Raw genomic sequence first — 22,160 nt, 5'->3', positions numbered from 1 at the left:
TTACTGTTTCTGTAGTCCTGGCAACCGCCCTGGTGGGGAGTCCTGTAATGGCCGTTGCGGCCGATTCGGTGTACGCATCGCTGCAGCGGATCCAGCATGACGATGCGCCGCAGTCCGGCGTGGAATCGGTGACGTTTCACCGGGTCAAGGCGGATGCCGCTGCGAACGGCGGTCGCTCCGTTACGGTCCGCCCGTTGTGGGCCGAGTATCAGGTGATGGGCCATGGCAAGCATCGGGTCACCGACCTCGATCAGCGCGAGCCGGGCGCGCAGCCCATGCTGGACGCTTTGGCGTCCGGATTCCGCACCACGGTGTCGGCCAAGGACGAAGCCAGTGTGTTGGAGCCAGTGAACACGCGCCTCTGGGAGCAGGCGCTGACGGAGATGCCGGACGCAACGCAGTGGCAGCTTTCCGGCGAACATGTGCTGGCCATGCTGCCGCAGCACGTGCCGGAACAGTGGCAGGTCGGCCAGACCCATCGTCGTACCGCACAGTCGCATGCGCATGGCACCGTGGCGGTGGAGCAGAAGGTGGTTTCATTGACCCCGACGGTGGCGGTGCTGGAGTTCACCGTGAGTGGCAAGGCGCTGAAGGGAACCGGGCGACAGGCGGTGCGTCGCAGCGACGGCATGCCGGTGGAAACTCGTACAACGCTGCATCGTGATGCGGCGCGGGGTTTTCCGGCGACCACCGAAACCAGCCACGTCGCCGATCTGGCCTACGAACCGTTCCTGGAGCCGGTGACCGCCGAGCAGTATCGCCAGCAGGTGGCGTCGGTCACCGACGAGCTCGCGCGGCCGCCGTACAGTGCACCCAGCGGACGTCCTGAGGACTACTCGGCCTCCAAAGAAGTGGAGGGCCAGCTGGATGCCTGGATGGTGTCGGCGGACGCGCTGCCAGCCTTCGAGAAAAGCCTGCGCTTTGCGCTGCTGCCGGATCGGGATTCCGCTCGCACCCAGCTGGCGATCGGTGCGGAGGCTCGGTTGGGCCCGCCTTCTCCCGTGTCCTCCGTACTCGAACCCACCCTGACCGTGCGCCCGCGCTCGGTGACCCTGCTCGGGCGCGACGGCAAGCCGCTGCCGGAGCTGGAGGCGGTGCGGATCCTGTCTTCGATGCAGATGGAAGGGCGCCACAAGGTCGCCGAAACCTCGCCGTCCTTCCCGTTCCGCCTGCCGTTGAACACCACCGAGCAGCAGCGACAAGCGCTGGATCGCATCCGAATGACCGTGGATGTCGAGGTCCACCACTGGGTGGGCACGGAGGTCATCAAACCCGGCGAGGCATCCAAGGTGAACCCCGCAGTGCGCGTGTCCATGCCGGCACCGCATCGGATCACGCTGCAGAATGAGCGCGTCCAGCCTGCAGCACCGGACGGCATCTGGACCAGCGTGGTGCCGCTGGATGCGGAGGGGAAGGAGATTCCGACCCGACATCTGGGCGTGGGCCCGTTCCAGAAGAAGGTGGGCGACAGCGAACTTCCGCTGGTCTGGGAGTTCCGCACCCAGCCGTACTGGAATGAGATCGCCGCTGAGCGGCCTGTTGCCGCGCTGCAGTTGCGGCACTATGGTTGGGAAACGCTGCGCCGGGAGTGGGAGTTCCGGCGGGTGGGGAAGGATGGGAAGCTGCTGGAGTGAAGGCTGGCGTAACAGTAAGCTGAGTCTGGCAAACGGAGGAGGCAGGCATGGATACCCCGGTAAAGGTCATTCTCGTGGTCACTTACGCGCTCAGCGCGTACTTCCTGTTTCGCCTGCACACGCGCCCGGGCCACTGGCTGGAGAAAGGCGCGCTCACCGTGGTGGTGCTGGTGCCGTTCCTGGGCTGGATCGCGTATCTGTTCCTCTCGGAGAATGTGCCGCCGCAGCACGAAGACCTGAAGAACACCGGGCCACGCGGGTTCTACACTGATCGTATGATCACGCGCACACGCCCAGGGCCGGAAGAGCAGGACGCTGACACGGACAATCGACGATGAAGCACTTTTCAAATGCCTGGGGGCCCGGATTCGATCCGGCGTCGCGGGATGAGCGCATCTTATAAGCGTGGCGCATAAGTGCATTCAGGTTGAGTGCCCTTATCGCCGGGCGGCGATGGGCGCAGACTGGTGGTCTTCCCCACACCAGGAGCATGAACCATGAAGACACGCACACTCGGCCGCAATGGTCCGCAGGTATCAGCGCTGGGCTTTGGCTGCATGGGCCTGAGCTTTGCCTACGGCCAAGGTCTGGAACGACCTGCTGCGGTCAGTTTGATCCGCGACGCCATCGAGCGCGGCGTCACCCTGTTCGACACCGCTGAAGCCTACGGCACCCTCAACGAGCAGATGCTGGGCGAAGCTGTGGCGCCGTTCCGCGACAAGGTGGTGATTGCCACCAAGTTCGGTTTCAAGGACGGCAATGCACAGGCCGGCGTGGACAGCAGCCCGGCCAACATCCGCAAGGTCGCCGAGCAGTCGCTGCGCAACCTTGGTACGGAGCGCATCGACCTGTTCTACCAGCACCGCGTGGATCCGACGGTGCCGATGGAAGATGTTGCTGGCACCGTGCGTGACCTGATTGCCGAGGGCAAGGTCGGGCACTTCGGACTTTCGGAAGCCGGTGTGGATTCCATCCGCCGTGCGCACGCGGTGCAGCCGGTGGCGGCGCTGCAGAGCGAGTACTCGCTGTGGTGGCGTGCGCCGGAGCAGGACGTGCTGCCGGTCTGCGAGGAGCTGGGCATTGGCTTTGTGCCGTTCAGCCCCTTGGGGCGCGGCTTCCTCACGGGCAAGATCGATGCCAGCACCACGTTTGAGCGCGGTGATTTCCGCGCCAACAATCCGCGATTCTCGGTGGAGGCGCGTACTGCGAACCAGCAGCTGGTGGATGCAATTGCGCAGATTGCGGAAACGCGCAAGGCGACGCCGGCGCAGATTGCCCTGGCGTGGTTGCTGTCGCGCAAGCCGTGGATCGTGCCGATTCCGGGAACGACCAAGCTGCATCGGCTGGAGGAGAACCTGGGGGCGGTGGAAGTGGATCTGAGCGCGGATGAGTTGGCGCGCATTGGTGTGGCGCTGGAGCAGATCCAGATCGTGGGCGATCGATATCCGGCGGATCTGGCGGCGCGCGTGGGCCGTTGATCCAGGATCCCGTAGAGCCACGCCCTGCGTGGCTTCGCGGTCTGTGGCACGGTCGAAGCCACGCAGGGCGTGGCTCTACGGGGTTTCGCGGATGTCCCGTGGTTGAATTGTTATGGTGGTCAGGTCCCTCGCACCGCAGGAGCCCCACGATCATGCCCGTCCGCATCACCGCACTGACCGCCGCCCTCCTTGCTTCGGGCTGCGCGCAGCAGCCCGCCGCAACCGCTGCAACGCCGTCTCCACCCAACCCGGCCACCCACGCCTTCGACCTCATCCACGAAGCGCCGTCGAAGTACTTCACCGACGCCACCGCCACCCACGTGCCGATGGCTCCACAACTGCACGCCACCGATTCGGTGTTCGTCGACGTGGACAACGACGGCCATCTGGATGTGGTGGTTTCAGTGGAGCACGGCGTCAACCGACTGTACCGCAATGACGGCACCGGCAAGCTGACCTACATCCCCGATGCCTTCGGCACCACCGCGCGCGACAACGAACACGTGCGCGCGGCCGACTTCAACGGCGACGGCAACATCGACGTGGTCTTCGTCGCCGAAGCCGACAAACAGCACCAGCTGTTCTTCGGCGACGGCAAAGGCGGCTTCACCGATGTCAGCGACCGCCTGCCGGCGCACAGCCAGGGCAATGGGTTGGCGGTGGGTGACCTCAACGGTGACGGTCATCCGGACATCTTCATCGGCAGCACCGGTGAGAGTCCGCAGGGACCGCAACCAGCACGCAACCTGCTGTTCCTCAATGATCCCGCCCGCCCGGGTCACTTCATCGATGCCAGCGCGACCCATCTGCCGGCAGGCGATGACCAGACCGAGGGCGTCGCACTGGCCGACATGAACGATGACGGCCATCTGGACGTGCTGCTGGCCAGCCCAAGCCATCCCAACCGCTTGTTGCTCAACGATGGGACCGGCCGCTTTACCAATGCCTCTGACCGTCTGGATCTTCGCGTGCCGATGGAGACGCGCGAGGTGCACGTGGCCGACATGACCGGCGACGGCAAGCCCGACATCCTGTTCTTCAACATCACCAGCAACAACGGTGGCTGGGAAAAGGATCCGCAGACCCGCCTGCTGGTCAACGACGGCAATGGACGCTTCGTGGATGAAACTGAAAAACGCCTGCCCAAGCATACGTTCTCAAGCTGGGCTGGCATGGTGGTCGATTTCAACGACGATGGCGCTCCAGACCTTCTTGTCGGCGCAATCCAGGTGCCGGGCTTCGTGCCGCTGCAACTGCGCGCGTGGCAGAACGACGGTGCCGGCAACTTCACCGACGTGACGCTGGACGCGGTGCCGGGCATCACCGTCGGCCGCAGCTGGAGCATGGGGCAGGGAGATCTGAACGGCGACGGCCGGACCGACGTGCTGGTGGGCGGCTGGGGCACCCAGGCCCGGCTGCTGCTGTCGCGCTGACCAGTACAAATACTGGAAGTGGCTGCGTAGAACCTACCTTGGCCCGAGTACGGTGCGGGGCGATGCTGTCCAGACCGCACGGATCGGAGGTAGGTGTCATGCGCCAGTGGATACTGCTGTTGCTGTGTACCGGCCTGGTTGCCGGCTGTGGTTCGCGGGATGAGGCGCAGGCACCCGCGGTAACGCCAGAGCCCGCGGCGCAGACACCGCCGCCTGCGACCCCGGCTGCGACGCCTGCACCGGCAGCACCTGCGGTTGCACCCAAGCCGGCACCGCCGGTCCTCACCGCCGATGGGGCCCAGGTGGTGTCGCCAGACAACTTCATCCGCGCCGAATCCGACCGCTACATCGCCGATTTCGCCAAGGAATCAGGCGGACTCGGCAAGCTGCTGCATCGGCGCGAGCCCGCATCGATCGACAAGCAGACCGTCATCCGCCTCAACCGCGACACGTTGTACAGCTCGGCGGCGTTCGATCTGGACGCCGGCCCGGTGACCATCACGCTGCCCGACGCAGGTGATCGCTTCCAGTCACTGATGGTGGTCAATCAGGATCACTACACCTGGACCGAGTACGGGGCCGGCCCGCATACCTTTGACCGGCAGAAGGCCGGCACGCGCTATGTGATCGCCGGCATCCGCACGCTGGTCAATCCGGCAGATCCGGCGGATGTCGAGGCCGTGCACAAGCTGCAGGACGCCATTACCGTGTCCCAGCCCGTCGGGCCGGGCACCTTGGATCTTCCCCGCTGGGACAAGGCGAGCCAGGACAAGGTGCGTGACGCGCTGCTGGCACTGGCGGCAACTTCGTCGGCCTTCACGCATGCGTTCGGGCAGAAGGACCAGGTCGATCCGGTGGCGCATCTGATGGCGACGGCGGCCGGGTGGGGTGGCAATCCGGACAAGGACGCCACCTACGTTGGGGTGGCCCCAGCCAGGAACGACGGCAAGACCGTGTATCGGCTGCGGGTGAAAGATGTGCCGGTGGATGCGTTCTGGTCGGTGAGCGTCTACAACGCCAAGGGCTACTTCGAGAAGAACGCGCTGAACGCGTACTCGCTGAACAACCTCACTGCGGTGAAGGATCCCGATGGGGCGGTGACGATCCAGTTCGGCGGCTGCGACGGGAAGATTCCGAACTGCCTGCCGACGGTGCCGGGCTGGAACTACACCGTGCGGATGTACCGGCCGCAGCAGGCGATTCTGGATGGCAGCTGGACGTTCCCGGCGGCAGAACCCGTGTAGGGACACGCCATGCGTGTCCTCTTGGTGCCGGCGATTGCGTGGACACGCATGGCGTGTCCCTACGAACGTTTTCTGTCGTAATACCGCGCCACGCTCTGCTGCAGATCTTCCAGCGCGCCCTCCGGCAGCCACAGCTGGCGTGAGCCACGGGTCATCGCGGTATACGCCGCACGTACCGGGTTGTGCGCATAGCGGCGCGCAAACCCGGTGCGGAAGCAGCACGGGGCCATGGCGACCTGGGCGAACTCGGTGTTCTTGCTGTGCTCGACCAGCATCAACAGCAACGCTGCCTGCGAATGCGGCTGCAGGCGTTCGCACAGCGCATCGAAATGCGCACGGTTGTAGCCGCGCATGAACAGACGCGGCAGCTGGGGCAGCTGCTGCTCGTCCCACTCGGCCAGCAGCTCCTCCCAACGCCGGCTGCTGCCACCGTGGGTGGTCAGTTCACGGTAAGCATCTGCGGCGCGGTCCACCTCGCGCGCGAGCTGACGCAGGGATTCGGGATGAATACCGAACGCGGCTCCGGCAGCGGAAAGCCGCTGTGCTTCTTCCAGCAGCCGCCAGGTGCTGCCGTATACCTGCGTGCCTTCAGTGGGCACCTCGTCCCAGCGCGTGTAGGTGGCTGCCACGGTGGCATGTGCGCTGGCCCCACTGAACGGCTGCTGGTACACGCCGGTCGCGTCCAGGGCGAGCGTGTCGTTGACGAGTTGCTCGATATAGCGACCCTGGCGCACGGACTGGTTGATCTCCAATGCCATGCCGGTGGCAAATCGCGGTGCGCGCCCGATCAGGCGCTGATTGGGATCGCCGAGGCTGATCACCGCGCCTTCGTAACCCGACAGCAACTGCTTCCAGGCCGGGCTGAGGTCGTGGGCTTCGTCGATCAACAGCGTGCCCCAGCGGGCGGGAATACGGGCATCGTGCTGCGCCAGCCACTTGCCGATATGGTCCGGGGTCAGGCTGAGCAGGCCACCCTTCTGCAGGGTTGGGTTGAACATGCAGCGCCAGACGTGCTCGGCAGCAGCGATGAAGGGCGAAGCATCCAGCATGGCGTAGGGCACCGCGCGCAGGAAATGGCGCGCTTCGAGCTGCGCGGAGGTGGAACGGCACCAGCTGGCGATGCCGTCGAAGGCGATGCGCAGCACGCTGCTGGCGGGGGTGCGGCCAATCGGCTGCAGCCCGATGCGGCTCACGATCTCGGCAAACGACAAGCGACTGACCTGATAGGCCGGTGCGAAGTCGGTGCTGAGCACGCCACGACGATGCGCATCGGCCGCTACCTGGTTGGCGAACGCGATCTGCGACAGCAGCGCTACCGATGCCTGCGTGCCCAGCCGCTCACGGAACGCCTGCACCTGGCTGGGACGCGGTGCCAGATAGGTGAAATGTCGGGTCGCTCCGGCCAGCAGCTGCAGCACCAGATGCGTCTTGCCGGCACCGGCATAGGCATCCAGGTCGATATGCTCGTCATCGTTGGCCACGATGGCGCGCAAGGCGCGGGCCTGGTCGTCGGTGTAGTCGTGGTCGCGCTCGATGTAGATCGGCGCATGCTCGCCGCTGGCGATCGTCTCGCTGGTTTCCTCATAGGCCGCTTCGGTATAGAAGCGCACCGTGTGCGGCGTCAGGGTGCTGTCGCATGCCTGTTGGAACGCCACGGCATCGAACACGTCGACTGCCGCATGCTGATCGAGCACGGAGGCCGGAGCCAGCACGCGGTCCTGCGCGGCCAATGCCTGCTGCCACGCCTGCAGCGTGGAAGGCAGGCCGGCGCGCAGCCCGGCCAGTTGCGCCGGCACCGCGTCGGGCTGTGCGGCGAACAACGCGCAGGCCTGCTCCAGCATCGTGCTCAACGCCCCTTCCGGCTGGCGGCTGCGCAGGCACAGCGCTGCGGCGAACAACCCGGCACGTTCCAGTGCACTGGCCGGAATCGACCCGTCTTCCAGATACGACGCCACCGCCTCCTGTGAGAGCGGCAGCACGTAGGCAACAGACGGAAATGCAGACATCAGCAGGGCGGATTCCATCGTGCAGGGAAGCACGTTGCGTGACCCCGCATGATAACGCAGCGCCAGCAGGCCCTCCGGCGCTGCCAGTGCTTCAGAATCGGGACGCTCAGCGTTGGCCCACGGTCTCGAGCGGGGCGGACGCCGTCGCCTTCATCGTGCGCCACCACGGACGCCCAGGGTGCGGTGCGTCCAGGTCCAGTCGCTCACCCATTTCCGGCGTGGACAGCGCGATGCCGCGCTGCGCCGCCAGCGCACTGACCTGTTCGAAGGGGTCATCCCAGGTGTGCATGGCCAGGTCGAACGTGCCGTTGTGGATCGGCACCAGCCAGCGCGCCCGCAGGTCCTGGTGGGCCTGCACGGTCTGGCTGGGCTGCATGTGCACGTAGGGCCACTTGGCGTCATACGCACCGGTTTCAATGAAGGCGACATCGAACGGTCCGTAGCGTTCGCCGATGTCCTTGAAGCCGGCGAAGTAGCCGGTGTCACCGCTGAAATACACGCGCAGCGCGTCATCAATGATCACCCACGAGCCCCACAGGGTGCGGTTGCTGTCGCGCAGGCCGCGTCCGGAGAAGTGCTGGGTTGGAGTGAAGGCCAGGCGCAGGCCATCCACCTCGGTTTCCTGCCACCAGTCAAACTGGCGCACCTTGTCTGCCGGCACGCCCCAGTGGGTGAGGCGGTCGCCGACACCCAGCGGCACCAGAAACACGTCGGCCCGGTTGGCCAGGTATTTCACCGTGGCGCGGTCCAGATGGTCGTAATGGTCGTGCGAGAGCAGCACGCCGCGGATCGGCGGAAGATCCTTCAGCGCGATCGGCGGCGCATGGAAGCGCTTCGGCCCGATCCACTGGAACGGCGAGGCACGCTCGGAGAACACCGGATCGGTCAGCCACCAGCCGCCGCGCAGCTTGATCAGCAGAGTGGAGTGACCCAGCCGGTACACGCTGCGGTCCGGGGCCTTGGCCAGCGCCTCCGGGGTCAGCACGCGCACCGGTGGCGAACTGACCGGCACGGTGCCGTCCGGGCGGTTGAAGAAGAAGTCCCAGAACAGCTTCAGCGTGGTGCCCAGCGATTCTTTCGGCTTGGGCGCGGCATTGTGGAACTGGTCGTCGAACTGCTGCGGCGACTGCGGGTAGGAGGTGATAGGCACGGTAACGGTCATCCCGATCAGAACGGTGAGGGCGGAGACAACAACAAGCACACGAACGGTGCGGCTCTTGAGATGAGTGCGTAGGCGCTCATTTATGCGGGCAAATAACGTCATCGCTGGATGCCTTTCCAGAACAGGTCGAAGCCGGCCTGCTGCAGCGACTGCCGCTGCTCAGGCTGGGCGGTGATGGCATCCAGAGTGGTGTCCAGCAGGTTGACCAGTACCCGGCCGAGGTAGAACGGGAGCCGGTCCGGGTCGATGTGCGCGGCCAACTTGCGCTGCAGCGCCTGCAGCATGCCGCCGAACAAGCCTTCGCAGTGCAGGCGGGTGCTGTCGCTGATGCGGTCGGAGACTTTCAGCTGGCGCAAAGCCTTGGCGTCATCCGGGTACTGCAGGCCCCAGCGAACGAGCGCATCCCACACGTGCTGAAGCTGTTCCTGCGCACTGGCCTCGGCCGGAAACGCATCCCCGATGTTGGCCGCCAGCCGCATCTCCAGGCGCACGAACAGGGCGTTGAGCAGCACGTCCTTGTTCTCGAAATAGGTGAACACGGTGCCCTCGGCGACCTTGGCTGCCTTGGCGATCTGCGCGGTCGACGCGGCCACGCCCTGTGCCGCCACCAGGCGGCCGGCGGCGGTCAGGATCGCATCGCGTTTTTCGTCGCTGAGGGGGCGGGCCATACCGGATCATTGAATGAGTGGTTGCTCATTTATAGGCCCGGTGCCGGCCCGGCGCAAGGGGCCGGACCGGGGTGCCCGGGCTGCCGTTCAGCCAGCCCGGGACGGTGCGCCTCAGTTGGTGCGCAGGGTTTCCAGCTCCTTCAGCCGCTTCAGGGCGTCCTGCTGCTGCAGCAGGCTGTAGTTGATGCCGCTGGGGTTGAGCGAGCTGCCAGCCTGGTAGGGGTAGTCGGTGAAGTCGGAGAAGAACGCCTTGATCTGCGCCTGGATGGGGACCAGCAGCCACATCTGCTGGGCCAGGAAGCCGGTGGCCCCACCGCCTTCCTCCATGCCGCGCTCATACGGGTCCATGCGCAGGTTGGAGATGGTCGCCCACGAGGTCACCTTGCGCGAGGCGGTGGCGATGTTGCCGTGGCTGGCCACCGCGAAGCTGACCTTCCAGTCCGCATAGCGCACCGCATTGAGGTTGCCGCCCTGGTCGAAGTAGTACAGCGCCTGGCGCGGGCCAGCATCGACCTTGCCCTTGAAATAGGGGCCGAAGTCGTAGCCGTCCAGGTGCACCTTGAAGGTCTTCTTGCCGACTTTGTAGCCCTTCTTCATCTTGCCAACCACATCGTCCACGCCGGCGGCGGCGCACAGGGTAGGGAACCAGTCGATCAGCGAGATGATGTCGTTGTAGGCCGTACCCGGCTCAATCACCCCGGGCCAGCGCGCCATCATCGGAATGCGCATGCCGCCTTCCCAGGTGGTGCCTTTCTCACCGCGGAACGGGGTCATCGCACCGTCCGGCCACAGGGCGATTTCCGCGCCGTTGTCGGTGGTGTAGACCACGATGGTGTTGTCGGCAATGCCCAGTTCGTCCAGCTGATCGAGCAGCTGCCCGACATGGCCATCATGTTCGACCATGCCGTCCGCATGCAGTCCCTTACCGCTGATCCCGTCAGATTCCGGCTTGAGGTGGGTGAACACGTGCATGCGGGTGGTGTTGAACCAGACGAAGAACGGCTTGTCGTCCTCCACCGCGTCGCTGATGAAGGTCTGCGCAGCCTCCAGGAACTCCTCGTCCACGGTCGGCATGCGTTCCTTGTTCAGCGGTCCCGTGTCCTGGATCTTGCCGCCGGCTTTGGAGTGGATAACCCCGCGCGGGCCAAACTTCTTTTTGAACGCCGGATCCTTCGGATAGAAGTAGCCCTCGGGTTCCTCTTCGGCGTTGAGGTGATACAGGTTGCCGAAGAACTCGTCGAAGCCGTGGTTGGTCGGCAGGTGCTGGTCCTGGTCGCCCAGGTGGTTCTTGCCGAACTGGCCGGTCGCATAGCCTTCGGCTCCCAGCACGTCGGCAATGGTCGGCATCCAGTCGGCAATCCCGTGCGGGTCGCCGGGCATGCCAATGGTGAGCAGGCCGGTGCGGAACGGTTCCTGGCCCAGAATGAACGAGGCGCGGCCGGCGGTGCAGCTTTGCTGCCCGTAGGAATCGGTGAAAAGGGCGCCTTCGTTGGCAATACGGTCGATGTTGGGGGTCTGGTACCCCATCAGGCCGCGGGTGTAGGCGCTGATCTGCGGAATGCCGATGTCATCGCCGAAGATCACCAGAATGTTGGGGCGGGGGGCCTTCGCCGGCTTTGCAGGCTTGGCGGTTTTGGCCGCTTTGGTTGCCATGAGGGGTCTGCCTTCTTCGCGGGGTGAGTGCCGCCCATGCTGGCGGCCCCGCAGCGGGGGCGCATCGGTAAACCCCGGTGTTTTTCCCAGTATTTTTTCGGTGTCGCGAAGGGGGCGCCGAGTTGTGTTCGGCGGCTGGGCGGTCTATAACGCCAACGGACTTCCATGGTGGAAAAGACATGGCAACGAGCGGCACCCGCAAGGCCTCGCGTTCATCAAGTTCTGCGCCCGCTGCGGGCAAGGTACGCCTGCTGACGGGCGACAATCCGCAGATCGCCAAGGGGGAGGGCGATGGTCCTGTCCAAGCGTATCTAAACGCCATCCCCGGTTGGAAGCAGGCGCGTGCCCGGCAACTGGATGCGCTGATCACGGCCAACGTGCCGAAGGTGCGCAAGGCAGTGAAGTGGAACTCACCGTGGTATGGCGTCGAGGGGCAGGGCTGGTTCCTGTCCTTTCACTGCATCAGCAAGTATTTGAAGGTGGCGTTCTTCAAGGGCACGTCGCTGGATCCCTTGCCGCCGGTGGAATCGAAACAGCAGGAGGTGCGCTACCTGCATGTGTTCGAGGATGAACCGTTGGACGAGGCGCAGTTCGTTGCCTGGGTGAAGCAGGCCAGCAAACTACCCGGCGCGTAGAGCCACGCCCTGCGTGGCTTCGACCCTATCTGGCACCGCGATGACACGCATGGCGTGTCACTACGAGGAGCAGCTGATGAGTACACGAATCCCCGAGATCACCAACAAGATCGAAAGTCTGGACGACTGGCGCGGCACCACCCTGGCTCACGTGCGTGACCTCATCCACGCCGCCGTCCCCGACGTGCTGGAAGAGGTCAAATGGCGCGGCGTTCCTGTGTGGTCGCACGGCGGCATCCTGTGCACCGGCGAGTCGTACAAGAAGGCCGTGAAACTGACGTTCGCCAAAGGCGCGTCGCTGCCGGACCCCAAGGGCCTGTTCAACGCCAGCCTGGACGGCAATACCCGTCGCGCCATCGACCTGCATGAAGGCGACACGCTGGATGCCACCGCGTTCAAGGCCCTGATCCGAGCAGCAGCGAAGCACAACCAGAAATGATGGGTTGTTCGGATGCCGCGTTGACACGCATGGCGTGTCACTACAGGTCGCCCGACCCCCCAAATCCGGGCGACCAAGGGTCGTAGTGACACGCCATGCGTGTCAAAGCCATGATCCTGCGCACGTACCCACGCCCAAGGTAGCGCCAACGACCAGATTCCGCTAAACATGCACGCTGGCCCATTCATCGGCCATCCTCCCCCCGGATCTGGAACTGCCTGTGCTGAGTGTTGTCGGTTTGCTGCTTGCGTTGTACGTGGTGTGGCGTGTCATCTGGCCCCTGAAGCTGTCCCTGTCACTGCGCGGCCCGTTGGGGCTGCTGGTCATCGCCCTGGCGCTGCACCACCGGATCGTGGCCCGCTTCGCCGGCACCATGGCCTCGCCGGAAATCCCCAAAGCCGTCATCGCCGTACTGGCTACCGGCTTCACTGCGCTGTTGCTGCTGGCACTGTTCCTGATCGTGCTGGACGTCGCCCTGCTGGTGGCGCGCCTGCTGCGCGCTCCGCGTGCGGTAAACGCGCTGCGACGCCCGTGGCTGCGCCCCTCGGTCGGCCTGTTTGCCCTGCTGCTGTCGGCCTATGGCATCAGCCAGGGCATGGCGGTACCGAAGGTGCGCCACATCGATGTGGCCATTGAAGATCTGCCCACCGCGTTCGATGGTTACCGCGTGCTGCAGCTCACCGACATCCACGCCAGCCGCCTGCTCACTGGCGAGTGGGTGGCGAAGGTGGTCGCTGAAAGCAACGCGCAGCAACCTGATCTGGTGGTGATCACCGGTGATCTGGTGGATGGCAGTGTGGCCGCACGCGCCAACGACGTGCGCCCACTGGGTGAGTTGAAAGCACCCGACGGCGTCATCGCCATCACCGGCAACCATGAGTACTACGGCCAGTACGCGCAGTGGATGCCGGCCCTCCGCACGCTGGGCATGCAGGTGCTGGAAAACAGCCACACCGTGATCCGTCGCGACGGTGCGCAGCTCACCATCGCCGGCGTCACCGACCCGGTCGCCGCACGCTATGGCTTGCCCATGCCCGATCTGGACAAGGCCCTGGCCGGTGCCGATCCGACCGCGCCGGTGATCCTGCTCGACCACCGTCCGACCCTGGCGCGTGCCAATGCCGCCAAGGGCGTCGCGCTGCAGTTGTCCGGGCATACCCACGGCGGGCACATCGTCGGCATGGACCAGCTGGTGAAGCGCGCCAATGGGGGCTTCGTGTCCGGGGGGTATGCGGTGGACGGCATGTCCCTGTATGTGAGCAACGGGGCCGGGTTGTGGCCGGGCTTTGCAGCGCGTATTGGCGTGCCGTCGGAGATCACCGTGTTCACCCTGCGGCGGCGGGTGGCCCCCGCAGGCGAGTGACGGTTACCGCGCAGCCACGCAGGGCGTGGCTCTACGGAATCCCGACCATCCTGCGTGGCCGCAGGAACTCAGCCCACCACGCGTAGAGCCACGCCCTGCGTGGCTGCACCGGACGCCCCGGTCAACTCCGGTGCCAGCGCATGCGCCACGGCCATGCGCAGCAGGGCGGGGCTGATATAGCGGCGGTGGGTGCGGTCGATCATCGCCATGTAGAAGCGCCCGAACGCATTGTGCGTGCGCACCCGGGTGCCCAGCGAAACCCGCACCTGGCCATCATCCAGCCGCTCCACCCGCACGCAGGAACGGAACCGCAGGTGGCGATCGTCCGCGCCCAGCAGCACTTCCGCACTGCGGTCTTCGCTGTCCACCTGCTGGCCCAGCACCGGGAAACGGCCGGCAAACACCTGGCTGCGGTCTTCCGACAGAAGCGACGACACCGGGCATCCCAGCGGCGACGTGCGCAGCCGCAATGGGGCCACCAGCACGTTGCGCACGGCCATCAGCTGGCCCACGCCCGCCGGCGGATTGAGCATGAATCCGTCCAGCACCGTTTCCAGCGTACGACGCGCCGAGCGGCCCGCCAGCGCGTTGGCGGGCAGGGTCAGCGATACGTAGTCCTGATGGTGCCAGCCTTCGGACAGCTGCGGCTGCAGCAGCGAATCCGGCGGTGCGCTGCGGTGGTGGGTGATCGGGTGATGCTGCGGCTGGCGACTGACATAGCCGCGGATCGGGCGCAGCCCATGCAGCGCGGTACGCAGGCGGCCGATCGGGTCACGGGTGGCGGCGCACAGCCGGCCGGCCCAGGAACGCGCCGGTGCATGCAGCGACAGGCTCACGCTGGGCACGCGGTGCGGGTCGGTCTGCGCCAGCAGCGCCTGCAGGTGCGGCGGTAGCGTGTCGGTCAGGCTGGGAATGTCGGCGTTGTCGGCTTCCACCCGCGCGCGCTGCGCCGCGCTGAGCGGGCCGGTGTGATCGTTGGCATGGCACGACAAGGCGAACAGAGCCGGATGCGGCGCGCGCTTTGAGACGAACTGATGCCAGGTACCGCTGCCGAAGCGCACCGTGAACAGGCAGTCCGGCGGAACATCGATGAAGCGCAGGGCATGCAGGAACGCGGCGGGGTCAGCGTCCAGCTGCGCATCCGATGCAGTGGAAAAGCGCAGCTGCGCGCCGCCGCTGCCGGACACCGCGGTGAACATGCGCGGACCGGCGTGGCGGTGGAACGGATGGCCCTGCGGCCCCACCGCGAATGAGTACAGCGAGGACGGATCCTGCTGCGCCATGTGCATGCCGCCCAGCCGCGCCGATGGCTCGTCGAGCGCGTCGATGAAACTCGGATGCGCGGATTGGCGCACGCCCGCGTCGCGCACAAGCTGGTCGCCGGCTCCGATCCCCAGCTGGGTGATCAGGGTGACTTCGACCGGGCTGCCGCCGCCCTGGGAGGGCAGGCTGATGCCAGGGAATGAACGGTCCATGCGGGTCACTCCGGGCATGCTGGCCTCCTCAGCCTTCGGCAGGGGTCTTGCGGGAACGGGCGCGGGCGCGGCTTTCGCGCTGCAGGGGGCCGCCCACCGGGCACACTTCTGCGGCCCAGCTGAACAGCGTGTTGGTCAGGCGCTCGGGCACCTGGCGGAAGTAGACGAACTGGCCACGCTTCTCGCGCTCGATCAGCCCGGCTTCCTCGAGGATGCGCAGGTGGCTGGACAGCGCCGGCTTGCTGAAATCAAAGCGTTCGCCCAGCTCGCCCGCGCTCAGCTCGCCCCCACTGAGGTAGGCCAGGATCTGGCGGCGGGCACTGGAGGCAAGGGCTTCGAAGATACGGTCCACGGCTGTCTGTTAACTAATTCGTTAATTAACTATGAGCCGGTCTGCGCCGCGTTGTCAAGTGCCGCGCCGGCCGCCTGCACCTCCCGCTCGACCACCTCGAAGTGCGCCTCGGGAAAGCGTGCGCGCAGGCTGCCGACCGAGATGTGGCACGAAGCGCAGATCCGCCGTGAAGAGAACAGGCGCAGAGAGGTCACCCGGGCCGGGTCCAGCGTGCCTTCGTTGATGTGGCGCTCGATGCGGTAGTAGAGATTGCGCTCGGCGTCCAGGTGGCGGGCATTGCGTTCATGGAACAACTGTCCATCCAGATCCTCGACATGCAACGAGTGATTCGGCACCACGCTGCTGACGTCGCCCTGGGCGATGGAGGTCACACTGGGCTGCGCATCGATGTAGCGCGCACGCGGTGTGGTCACGGTCCTGCCGTCGACCTGCCAGCCGGCCGGCGCGTGCCTGCGCTCGAGATTCGCCAGCGGCAGCAGGCTGCGGCCCTTGCGTTGGCCCGACGTGGCATGGAACAGCAGCGGCACAGGATCGTCTTTCAGGGTTACTTCCGCGATGGCCAGCGTCTTGGCCGCGCCGCGTCGCGGCGTAAGAAAGCGTGCTTCCAGGGTGTCATCCAGCGTGGCGAACACCGCCGCCGGGGCCGCGCCCGGTGGATTCAGCAGATCGCGCAGTGCATCAACAATCCAGGTGTCGTCGGCACGGGGGGCACGCCAGTGCGCCGGGCCGATCTGTTCACGCAGCGCCTGCACATAGCGGCAATTGGATTGGGCGCACGACATCACCGCCTGCGCCGGCAGGTTGTGGAAGGTGTAAGGACTGTTGGCGCGAACCTCCTGCAGCAGGCGTCCCAGATCATCCAGCTGTTCCAGCTGCCGCTGCAGTTGACTGCCGAACCGGTCGACCAGCGCCGCACCGCTGAGCTGGCATTGCTGGCTGTAGTGGAATGCCCCCCACCAGGCGGTCTTGACGGCATCGTTCTGTGCCGGCGGGAAGCCCCGCTGTTCCAGTGGCCAGAACTCCAGCGCCATTCCGGCGCTGGCGTCCGCATCGGTGGGCAATCCGGCCAGATAGAAGCGACCGGGCGCGACCCGGGTGATGAGCACGCGGCTGCCGTCGCCGGCGCGCCCGATCACCGCGCCCTGGGTGATGCGCAGCAGGTGATCCGGGTAGGGATTGTGCAGCTCTATCCGCACCAGCTGTGATTCGCCGCCGAGGATGGTCGCGCGGATGCGTGCGCGCAGCGCTGGCGCAGTGCGGCTGCTGTCGCGCGCAAACCGGTAGGCGGACCCGCTGACGGTCTGCTGCCAGTACTCGCCATCCACGATGAAGCGCCGCCCGGCAGCGGTGATCGGCTCGTCCGATGCGATCTGCATGCCGGCAAACCAGGTCACTTCGCCGGGGGTGTCGTAGGCGGGTGAGGGCGTGAACTCAAACAGCGTGATGGTCTCGCCGGTGCAGCGCCCGGGATTCACCTGGCGGCGCACCCGGGTGCAGCGGCCCGCCACATCCGTCCAGGTGAACGTTTCGCCTTCCAGCAGACTCCGGTCCAGCGCAAAGGTGGACCGGAGGGCCTCGGCCAGCTGTGGGGTGTGCGCCAACCGGGACTCCAGGGCCGGCACATGCTCAAGCAACCACAGTGCGCTGCGGCGACCCAGCTGCACTACGCCGTGCCCCAGGTCATGCAGCAGCCGCAGCCCACTCTGGGTCGCGAGGTCTTCGCCCAGATGCAGCAGCGCCACACCTGCGTCCTGCAGCAACGCACGCACGCTCAGCTCACCGGCGCGTGCCACCAGTTCGCTGGAGCTGCGCAGGAAACGCGCGACACCGGCTTCCGGCAGCAGCAGTGAGACGGCATCGAGCGTGCAGTCGACGACAGCGGCGGCGGTGTCATCGGTCGCCAGGTCGCGGGCGCAGCCATAGAAGGGCACCGCAAACCGGGCCAACGCATCGGCCACCGCCGCCTCCAGCTGGTCGAGCCTTTCTTCTCCAGTGAGGCGGGCCAATTCGGCGTCGCGGGTGCGGGTGAAGAAGTCGCCGTACATCAGCTCGGCCATCGCCTGCAGCAACCCGCTGTCGATGTCGCTGCTGTTCGCGCTGTGGTGATGCGGGCTTCCGACGACGCAGGACGGCACATCCAGAAACCGCAGCTGTTCCGGAGCGATCCGATCCGGTACCGCACCTGAGGCGAAACTGTGGTGTGGATACAGCACGCCACTGTGCCACTGTCCGTCGATGCGCCGGTCACCACGCTGCAGGCATGCCGCATATCCCGACGCGGGAATGACAGCGAAATAGACCGGCATGACGGCCGTGCCGTCGGTGTCGTTGTGCATGCAGCGCAGCAGCACACCATGGGAAGCACCGGGAACCAGTAATGGGGTCACGGTGCCGCGCTCAAGGCGCTGCCGGTCTAGCGAGGGCAGACCGTCCATCGCCCGCGCCAGCAGCACGGCCAGAGCATCGGTCATCTGCTGCCGGTAGAGCGCGTAGCGCTGGTCGAACAGCTGCGCGATGGAGGGGTGCCCCGCCAACTCCACCGCACCGCCGACCAGCAGGTCCTGCAGCGAGTCCGCCACCAGCGACTCCCTCACCGAGCGCAGCGCCGCACCGAACACCAGCGAAATGCCGTCGAGGCCGGCATCCCGCGCCGTGCGACGGATCACCCCGCCTGCGCTCAGCACCGCATCGGGAATCTGATCAAGCGTCTGGTTCCAATACCGTTCCGGGATACCGGCGTCGCGCAGCTGGCGAGCCGCCAGCGGTCGCCGTTGCGGTGCTGGCTGCAACAGTTGCGTGGCGGCAGCTGCCAGCATGGCCTGTCGCTCGCGCAGGAAATCCAGTGCATCGCGCGTCTGCTCGGCGGTTGCCGCCGAAGGGCCGTCCAGCAGCCGCACGCGATGATGGGTCGCGGCATACAGCAGTGCCGGACGCACCATCGCCCGCAGCAGCGCGGTGCGGTGCGCCTCGTCGGGACCGACGTGGGCGGACAACCGGCCTGGCAGCTCGGCCAAGGTCGCGACGCCCATTGCTGCTGCCGAATCCGGTGCGGCCGCTTCGCACAGCGCCGTGGCCTGCAGAAAAGACACGCTGCGCAGCGAACGGCCGTAGTCCAGATCGTCCGGCAGATCCGGAACCACCCACTCGGGCCGACCCGCGTGGCGTGCCAGCAGCCACCACAGCATCGCGCGCGCCAGTGCTGACGGCACTGCCGGCAGGTGCTGCTGCAGTTGTTCACGCGTGGTCTGCATGAGCTGGCCGCGCGAACGTTCATCATCCAGGCCTGTCACGATGCGCGACACCGCGTTCTGGCCGATGCCATGGTCGAGCATCCAGCGTGCCACCACCTGCTGTGCCTTCGCCGCAGCGGTGCCGTTGCCGTGCAGCTGGCGGGCCGCCCGCTGGAAGCTGCCGGTGCTGGCGAGCAGGTCCCATGCCTGCCAGGGTGGAAGCGCCGGGTCGAGCTGTTCGATCAGCTCGATACCCGCGTCGCGCAGCACCGCGCTCAGTGACAGGTCGGTCGCGTTGCCCTGCAACCGGGGCAACGGGAACTGCAGCGGCAACGGCACGGCGGGCTCCACGGGTGCGGCAGGAGCCAGCAGCACCGCTGCATGCGACAGACAGGCCTGCGCTGTCAGCAGCGGATATCCCAGCCGCAGCTTGACCGCCAGTGACAGCACCGGCGACGGGGCCTGGCGCGCCTGCTCAAGCCGCGTATCGCGTGCAACATCGCCTACGTGGTGCTGCACCGCGCGGTGCAGCAGGGTCAGCGCCAGCGAGGCGGGGAGTCCATCACTGTCGAACAGGAAACGATTGCCAGCAGCCGCTGGGCCAAGTATGTCGGCCATGCGCTGCTGCCCGGTCGTGCTTTCCAGCCACGCGATAAGCCGCTGCGGAGCCTGGTGCCAGAGCCGCCAACGCGCCGCGCCCTCGGCGGGGATCTGCAAGGCCGCTTCCAGCAGCGCCTGCAGCCCGGGCCGTTCGTCGCGTTCGAACAACGCGGCTGCCTGGGCCGGCGACAGCCGCGTGATCCACTCGCCACGCAGCATGCCTGGCACCGTGCGCAGGCCCAGCTCCCGCTGCCACGCCAGCAGCGCCGATGTGCGCGCGTCGTCTGGCAACGGGGCCTCGGCCAGGCGGATGAAGAACAACCGGTTGACCACGTTGTCGACCCGTGTGCGGGGCAACGCCAGCACGCGCGCGATCAGGGCCTGTGTGGTGTTGCTGTTATACAACCGCTCGATGGTGATCTCCAGATCGTCCTGATCGGGAAAGCCGGAGTGCGGCAGTACGTGCTGCAGCACTGCTGCCAGTGCGGTGTGGTTGCCGGGCAGGGCTGCACAGACGGAAGCAGCCAGGGTGGTGGCATTGCGCTGCTGCACCTGCCGGTGCAGACGGACCATGCGCAGAAACTGCTGCATGCTGCGGCGTGCACGCGTGTGCAGGCCGAGGGGCTCGCAGGGGCTTTCCAGCTGCTCGACAGCACGGTGCAGCGGCAGGATCAGGCCGCGCAGCTGCATGCGCAGGTTGAGGCTGTCGTCGGTGGCATCGACCAGCGCACCTCGTTGCATGAACTGCGCCAGCTGACGGGCGAGCCGGTGCCAGGCCACCTGCAGACAGGTGGTGGCATCCAGTACCGCGTTTTCCTGCGCGAACTGCGCACAGTGCTGCTGCCAATGGGTTGCGTTGACGGGAGGCAGCGCCTGCGGGTCGTAGTCCGGCTGGATCCTCTCGAGCATGGGATTGGCCAGGCTGAACACCACGCCGGCCAAGGTCAGGGTCGGGCGATCAGCCGCCGGTGCAGGGTGGGCGAACCAGCCGCTGCTGCGGAACTGCGGGCTGCCATACGGCCACGCCACCACGTCGTCGGGGCGGAAGTCCGGATCCCAGGCCTCCGCAATGGCCTGCGCGCAGGTCAGCGGGGGCGCGTACGTAGTGGTGGAGGGCGTTGCCAACCATCGGGCGGTGTCTCCGATACTGACACTGGCCCGCACGGAATCACTTGATACAACGGAACGGAAGTAGCTGTCCATGCTGCTCATCCAACGTGCCGCCTGACGCAGATCCGGGTCGCCGGGCGTGCGCGGTTGGATGCGCGCGTACACCCTGCTCAGCGCAAGCGTCAGCAGGTAGACACGGGTCGTGGCACTGGCGCGGTCCACCAGCCGCCGTGCCAGCAGGGGCAGCTCGACGTCCTGCAACGCTGCGGCCAGCTGTGCATCGCCGCGTTCGAACAGCGCACTGACGGCGACATCCGGGTCCCGACGCTCGCTCGCCGTGACCCCCGCCTTGCGCAGCAGCGCATCCATGGCGACGTTGAAGTCCGACGCACCGCGTCCGCAGACCCCGAGCCAACGCGCGCTGACCACCGCGGTGAAGCGCGAGGCGACGGTAGTGCGGGCTTCCTCCGGGCGCAGACCGCTGCTGCGGTCGGCCACAAAGGGAGGGCCAGCCGGGATGGCAACCACACCGCCACCGATGGGAATACTGAAGCCGCGAGCGGGCGAGCCCTCGCAGGTGAGCGCACCTGCGCGACTGCCCGCTGGCAGTGGCCACGGTGCAGCGCTCGCATTGGCGGATGAAGCAAGCGCGCGCGGTGCAGGTCGGCTGCTGGCCGGCTGCGCCCCCTGCACCGGAACAGCGGGCAGCACGAGCAGGCTGCTCAGCAGCAGGGCACGCCGAGGTGCAGGTGCTGCAATCTGTGGTGGACCGGGCGAGTAGTCGTAACCTGCCTGATCGGCCACCCGCAGCAACTGATGGACCAAAGGATCTGCATCGATGCGGAGGCTGACAGGTGAGCGAAGGTGGGTCTGTTCCAGCACGGCCTCCAATCCGCCGCTGCCATGCCGATGTGCACGGACGACGTCGAGGGCCACCAGCGGTTCCCACAGCCCGGGCTCCTGTCGATTCAGTCGCCGTGCCCGCGCGAGGCAGTCGCTGAGCATCGGCCCGGTCAGTGGCAGCGCCCAGGTGTCGCGCCATAGCCGCTGCAGGTCCGCGCACGCGTCGCGGCGGTGTACCGGCCCGGATTCGCCGCGTGCCGCTCGAAGCGACGGCCAGCACAGGCCAGCCTCCACCGGCAGATCGGACAGGCGCTGACGCCAGCAGGACGGCGGCAGCGACCAGGGCCGCAGCAGGGTAAGGTACAACCCGCGCAACAGCGGCCCGGGGTGGTTGTGCAGATGCGCGCGCAACCGGGCGCGCTCGCCGATGTAGGCGGTCTCCCAGACCTCGCGTGGGTCGCGCAGCGCCTGCAGCACCAGTGCGCTCCATTCGGCGGGCACCGGTTCGGTGCGCTGCAGCTGGGCCAGCAGGGGGGCTGCCAGGCACTGCGCCAGGTCGGTGCCGCCAAACCCACCGGTAATGAGCGCGAGCACCAGCGTCTGGTCGATGTGCGCGGCGGCCAGCGCGTCCTGGAGTTGCGGCCACACGGACGCCGGTACGCCGAGGCTGGGCACGTGCAGGCCCGACGCATGGTTGTGCAGGTGCTGCAGGTGCATGGCTGACGATGCCGCCATACGAGGGCTGAGGCTGTGCGGTGCGGTGGCGAACGGCGGGGACGGGATGACGGACCGGAGTGGCTGCATGGTCCAAGACACTGCCCGCGCAGGTGAGGGC

The 22,160-nt window shown here is 66.7% G+C and carries 15 protein-coding genes; 8 read left to right on the top strand and 7 right to left on the bottom strand.

All coding sequences use genetic code 11. The features are described 5' to 3' along the window. Window positions 1–47 precede the first annotated feature (47 nt). The 5 genes from RT551_RS10785 to RT551_RS10765 all read left to right on the top strand — a co-directional run bounded on the left by RT551_RS10785 (window position 48) and on the right by RT551_RS10765 (window position 5,789). The gene (locus tag RT551_RS10785; RefSeq protein ID WP_313458435.1) at window positions 48–1,634 is read left to right on the top strand and encodes a hypothetical protein; all 1,587 of its coding nucleotides are present in this window, start codon (window positions 48–50) and stop codon (window positions 1,632–1,634) included. Between the two features lie 47 nt (window positions 1,635–1,681). After that, window positions 1,682–1,972: a hypothetical protein gene (locus RT551_RS10780; RefSeq protein ID WP_313458432.1), complete on the top strand. Its 291-nt coding sequence runs from the start codon at window positions 1,682–1,684 to the stop codon at window positions 1,970–1,972. A 159-nt stretch (window positions 1,973–2,131) separates the two neighbouring features. Then, window positions 2,132–3,112, top strand: coding sequence for an aldo/keto reductase (locus tag RT551_RS10775; protein WP_313458431.1), 981 nt, complete (start codon window positions 2,132–2,134; stop codon window positions 3,110–3,112). A gap of 152 nt (window positions 3,113–3,264) precedes the next feature. Continuing rightward, window positions 3,265–4,545, top strand: coding sequence for a VCBS repeat-containing protein (locus RT551_RS10770; RefSeq protein ID WP_313458428.1), 1,281 nt, complete (start codon window positions 3,265–3,267; stop codon window positions 4,543–4,545). Between the two features lie 98 nt (window positions 4,546–4,643). After that, a complete protein-coding gene (locus RT551_RS10765) occupies window positions 4,644–5,789 on the top strand; it encodes a DUF1254 domain-containing protein (RefSeq protein ID WP_313458425.1) in 1,146 nt (381 codons plus the stop codon). Window positions 5,790–5,848: 59 nt separating this feature from the next. Here RT551_RS10765 and RT551_RS10760 read toward each other — a convergent pair whose 3' ends face one another. The 4 genes from RT551_RS10760 to RT551_RS10745 form a co-directional block, all read right to left on the bottom strand. Continuing rightward, entirely contained in the window at window positions 5,849–7,795 is a 1,947-nt protein-coding gene (locus tag RT551_RS10760; RefSeq protein WP_313458422.1) for a hypothetical protein, read from the bottom strand. Window positions 7,796–7,901: 106 nt separating this feature from the next. Beyond that, window positions 7,902–8,957 carry an MBL fold metallo-hydrolase gene (locus tag RT551_RS10755; RefSeq protein ID WP_313458420.1) on the bottom strand — a complete coding sequence of 352 codons (1,056 nt, stop codon included), beginning with the start codon at window positions 8,955–8,957 and terminating at the stop codon, window positions 7,902–7,904. Between the two features lie 98 nt (window positions 8,958–9,055). Continuing rightward, on the bottom strand, window positions 9,056–9,625 hold the full coding sequence (locus tag RT551_RS10750) for a TetR/AcrR family transcriptional regulator (protein WP_313458418.1): 570 nt from the start codon (window positions 9,623–9,625) through the stop codon (window positions 9,056–9,058). 111 nt (window positions 9,626–9,736) lie between these two features. Next, on the bottom strand, window positions 9,737–11,278 hold the full coding sequence (locus tag RT551_RS10745; protein WP_313458415.1) for an arylsulfatase: 1,542 nt from the start codon (window positions 11,276–11,278) through the stop codon (window positions 9,737–9,739). A 179-nt stretch (window positions 11,279–11,457) separates the two neighbouring features. On the opposite strand from RT551_RS10745, the gene RT551_RS10740 reads away from it, so the two are divergent. The 3 genes from RT551_RS10740 (at window position 11,458) to RT551_RS10730 (ending at window position 13,715) form a co-directional block, all read left to right on the top strand. Next, on the top strand, window positions 11,458–11,913 hold the full coding sequence (locus RT551_RS10740) for a DUF1801 domain-containing protein (RefSeq protein WP_313458413.1): 456 nt from the start codon (window positions 11,458–11,460) through the stop codon (window positions 11,911–11,913). Window positions 11,914–11,989: 76 nt separating this feature from the next. Beyond that, window positions 11,990–12,352 (top strand): DUF1801 domain-containing protein, encoded by a 363-nt coding sequence (locus RT551_RS10735; RefSeq protein WP_313458411.1) that lies wholly within the window; start codon window positions 11,990–11,992, stop codon window positions 12,350–12,352. Window positions 12,353–12,572: 220 nt separating this feature from the next. Next, on the top strand, window positions 12,573–13,715 hold the full coding sequence (locus tag RT551_RS10730) for a metallophosphoesterase (protein ID WP_313458409.1): 1,143 nt from the start codon (window positions 12,573–12,575) through the stop codon (window positions 13,713–13,715). Between the two features lie 68 nt (window positions 13,716–13,783). On the opposite strand, the gene RT551_RS10725 is transcribed toward RT551_RS10730, so the two are convergent. From RT551_RS10725 to RT551_RS10715, 3 genes are read right to left on the bottom strand one after another with little or no spacing between them, the layout of a single operon-like run. Beyond that, a complete protein-coding gene (locus tag RT551_RS10725) occupies window positions 13,784–15,208 on the bottom strand; it encodes a DUF2867 domain-containing protein (RefSeq protein ID WP_313458407.1) in 1,425 nt (474 codons plus the stop codon). A 10-nt stretch (window positions 15,209–15,218) separates the two neighbouring features. Further along, complete coding sequence (locus RT551_RS10720; RefSeq protein ID WP_311190517.1) at window positions 15,219–15,542, bottom strand: metalloregulator ArsR/SmtB family transcription factor; 324 nt, start codon at window positions 15,540–15,542, stop codon at window positions 15,219–15,221. A 29-nt stretch (window positions 15,543–15,571) separates the two neighbouring features. Then, a complete protein-coding gene (locus tag RT551_RS10715; RefSeq protein ID WP_313458403.1) occupies window positions 15,572–22,042 on the bottom strand; it encodes a hypothetical protein in 6,471 nt (2,156 codons plus the stop codon). Between the last annotated feature and the right edge of the window lie 118 nt (window positions 22,043–22,160).

The organism is Stenotrophomonas sp. (genome assembly GCF_032103445.1).
GTDB lineage: Bacteria > Pseudomonadota > Gammaproteobacteria > Xanthomonadales > Xanthomonadaceae > Stenotrophomonas.
This window is presented reverse-complemented; position numbering and strand designations above follow the sequence as displayed.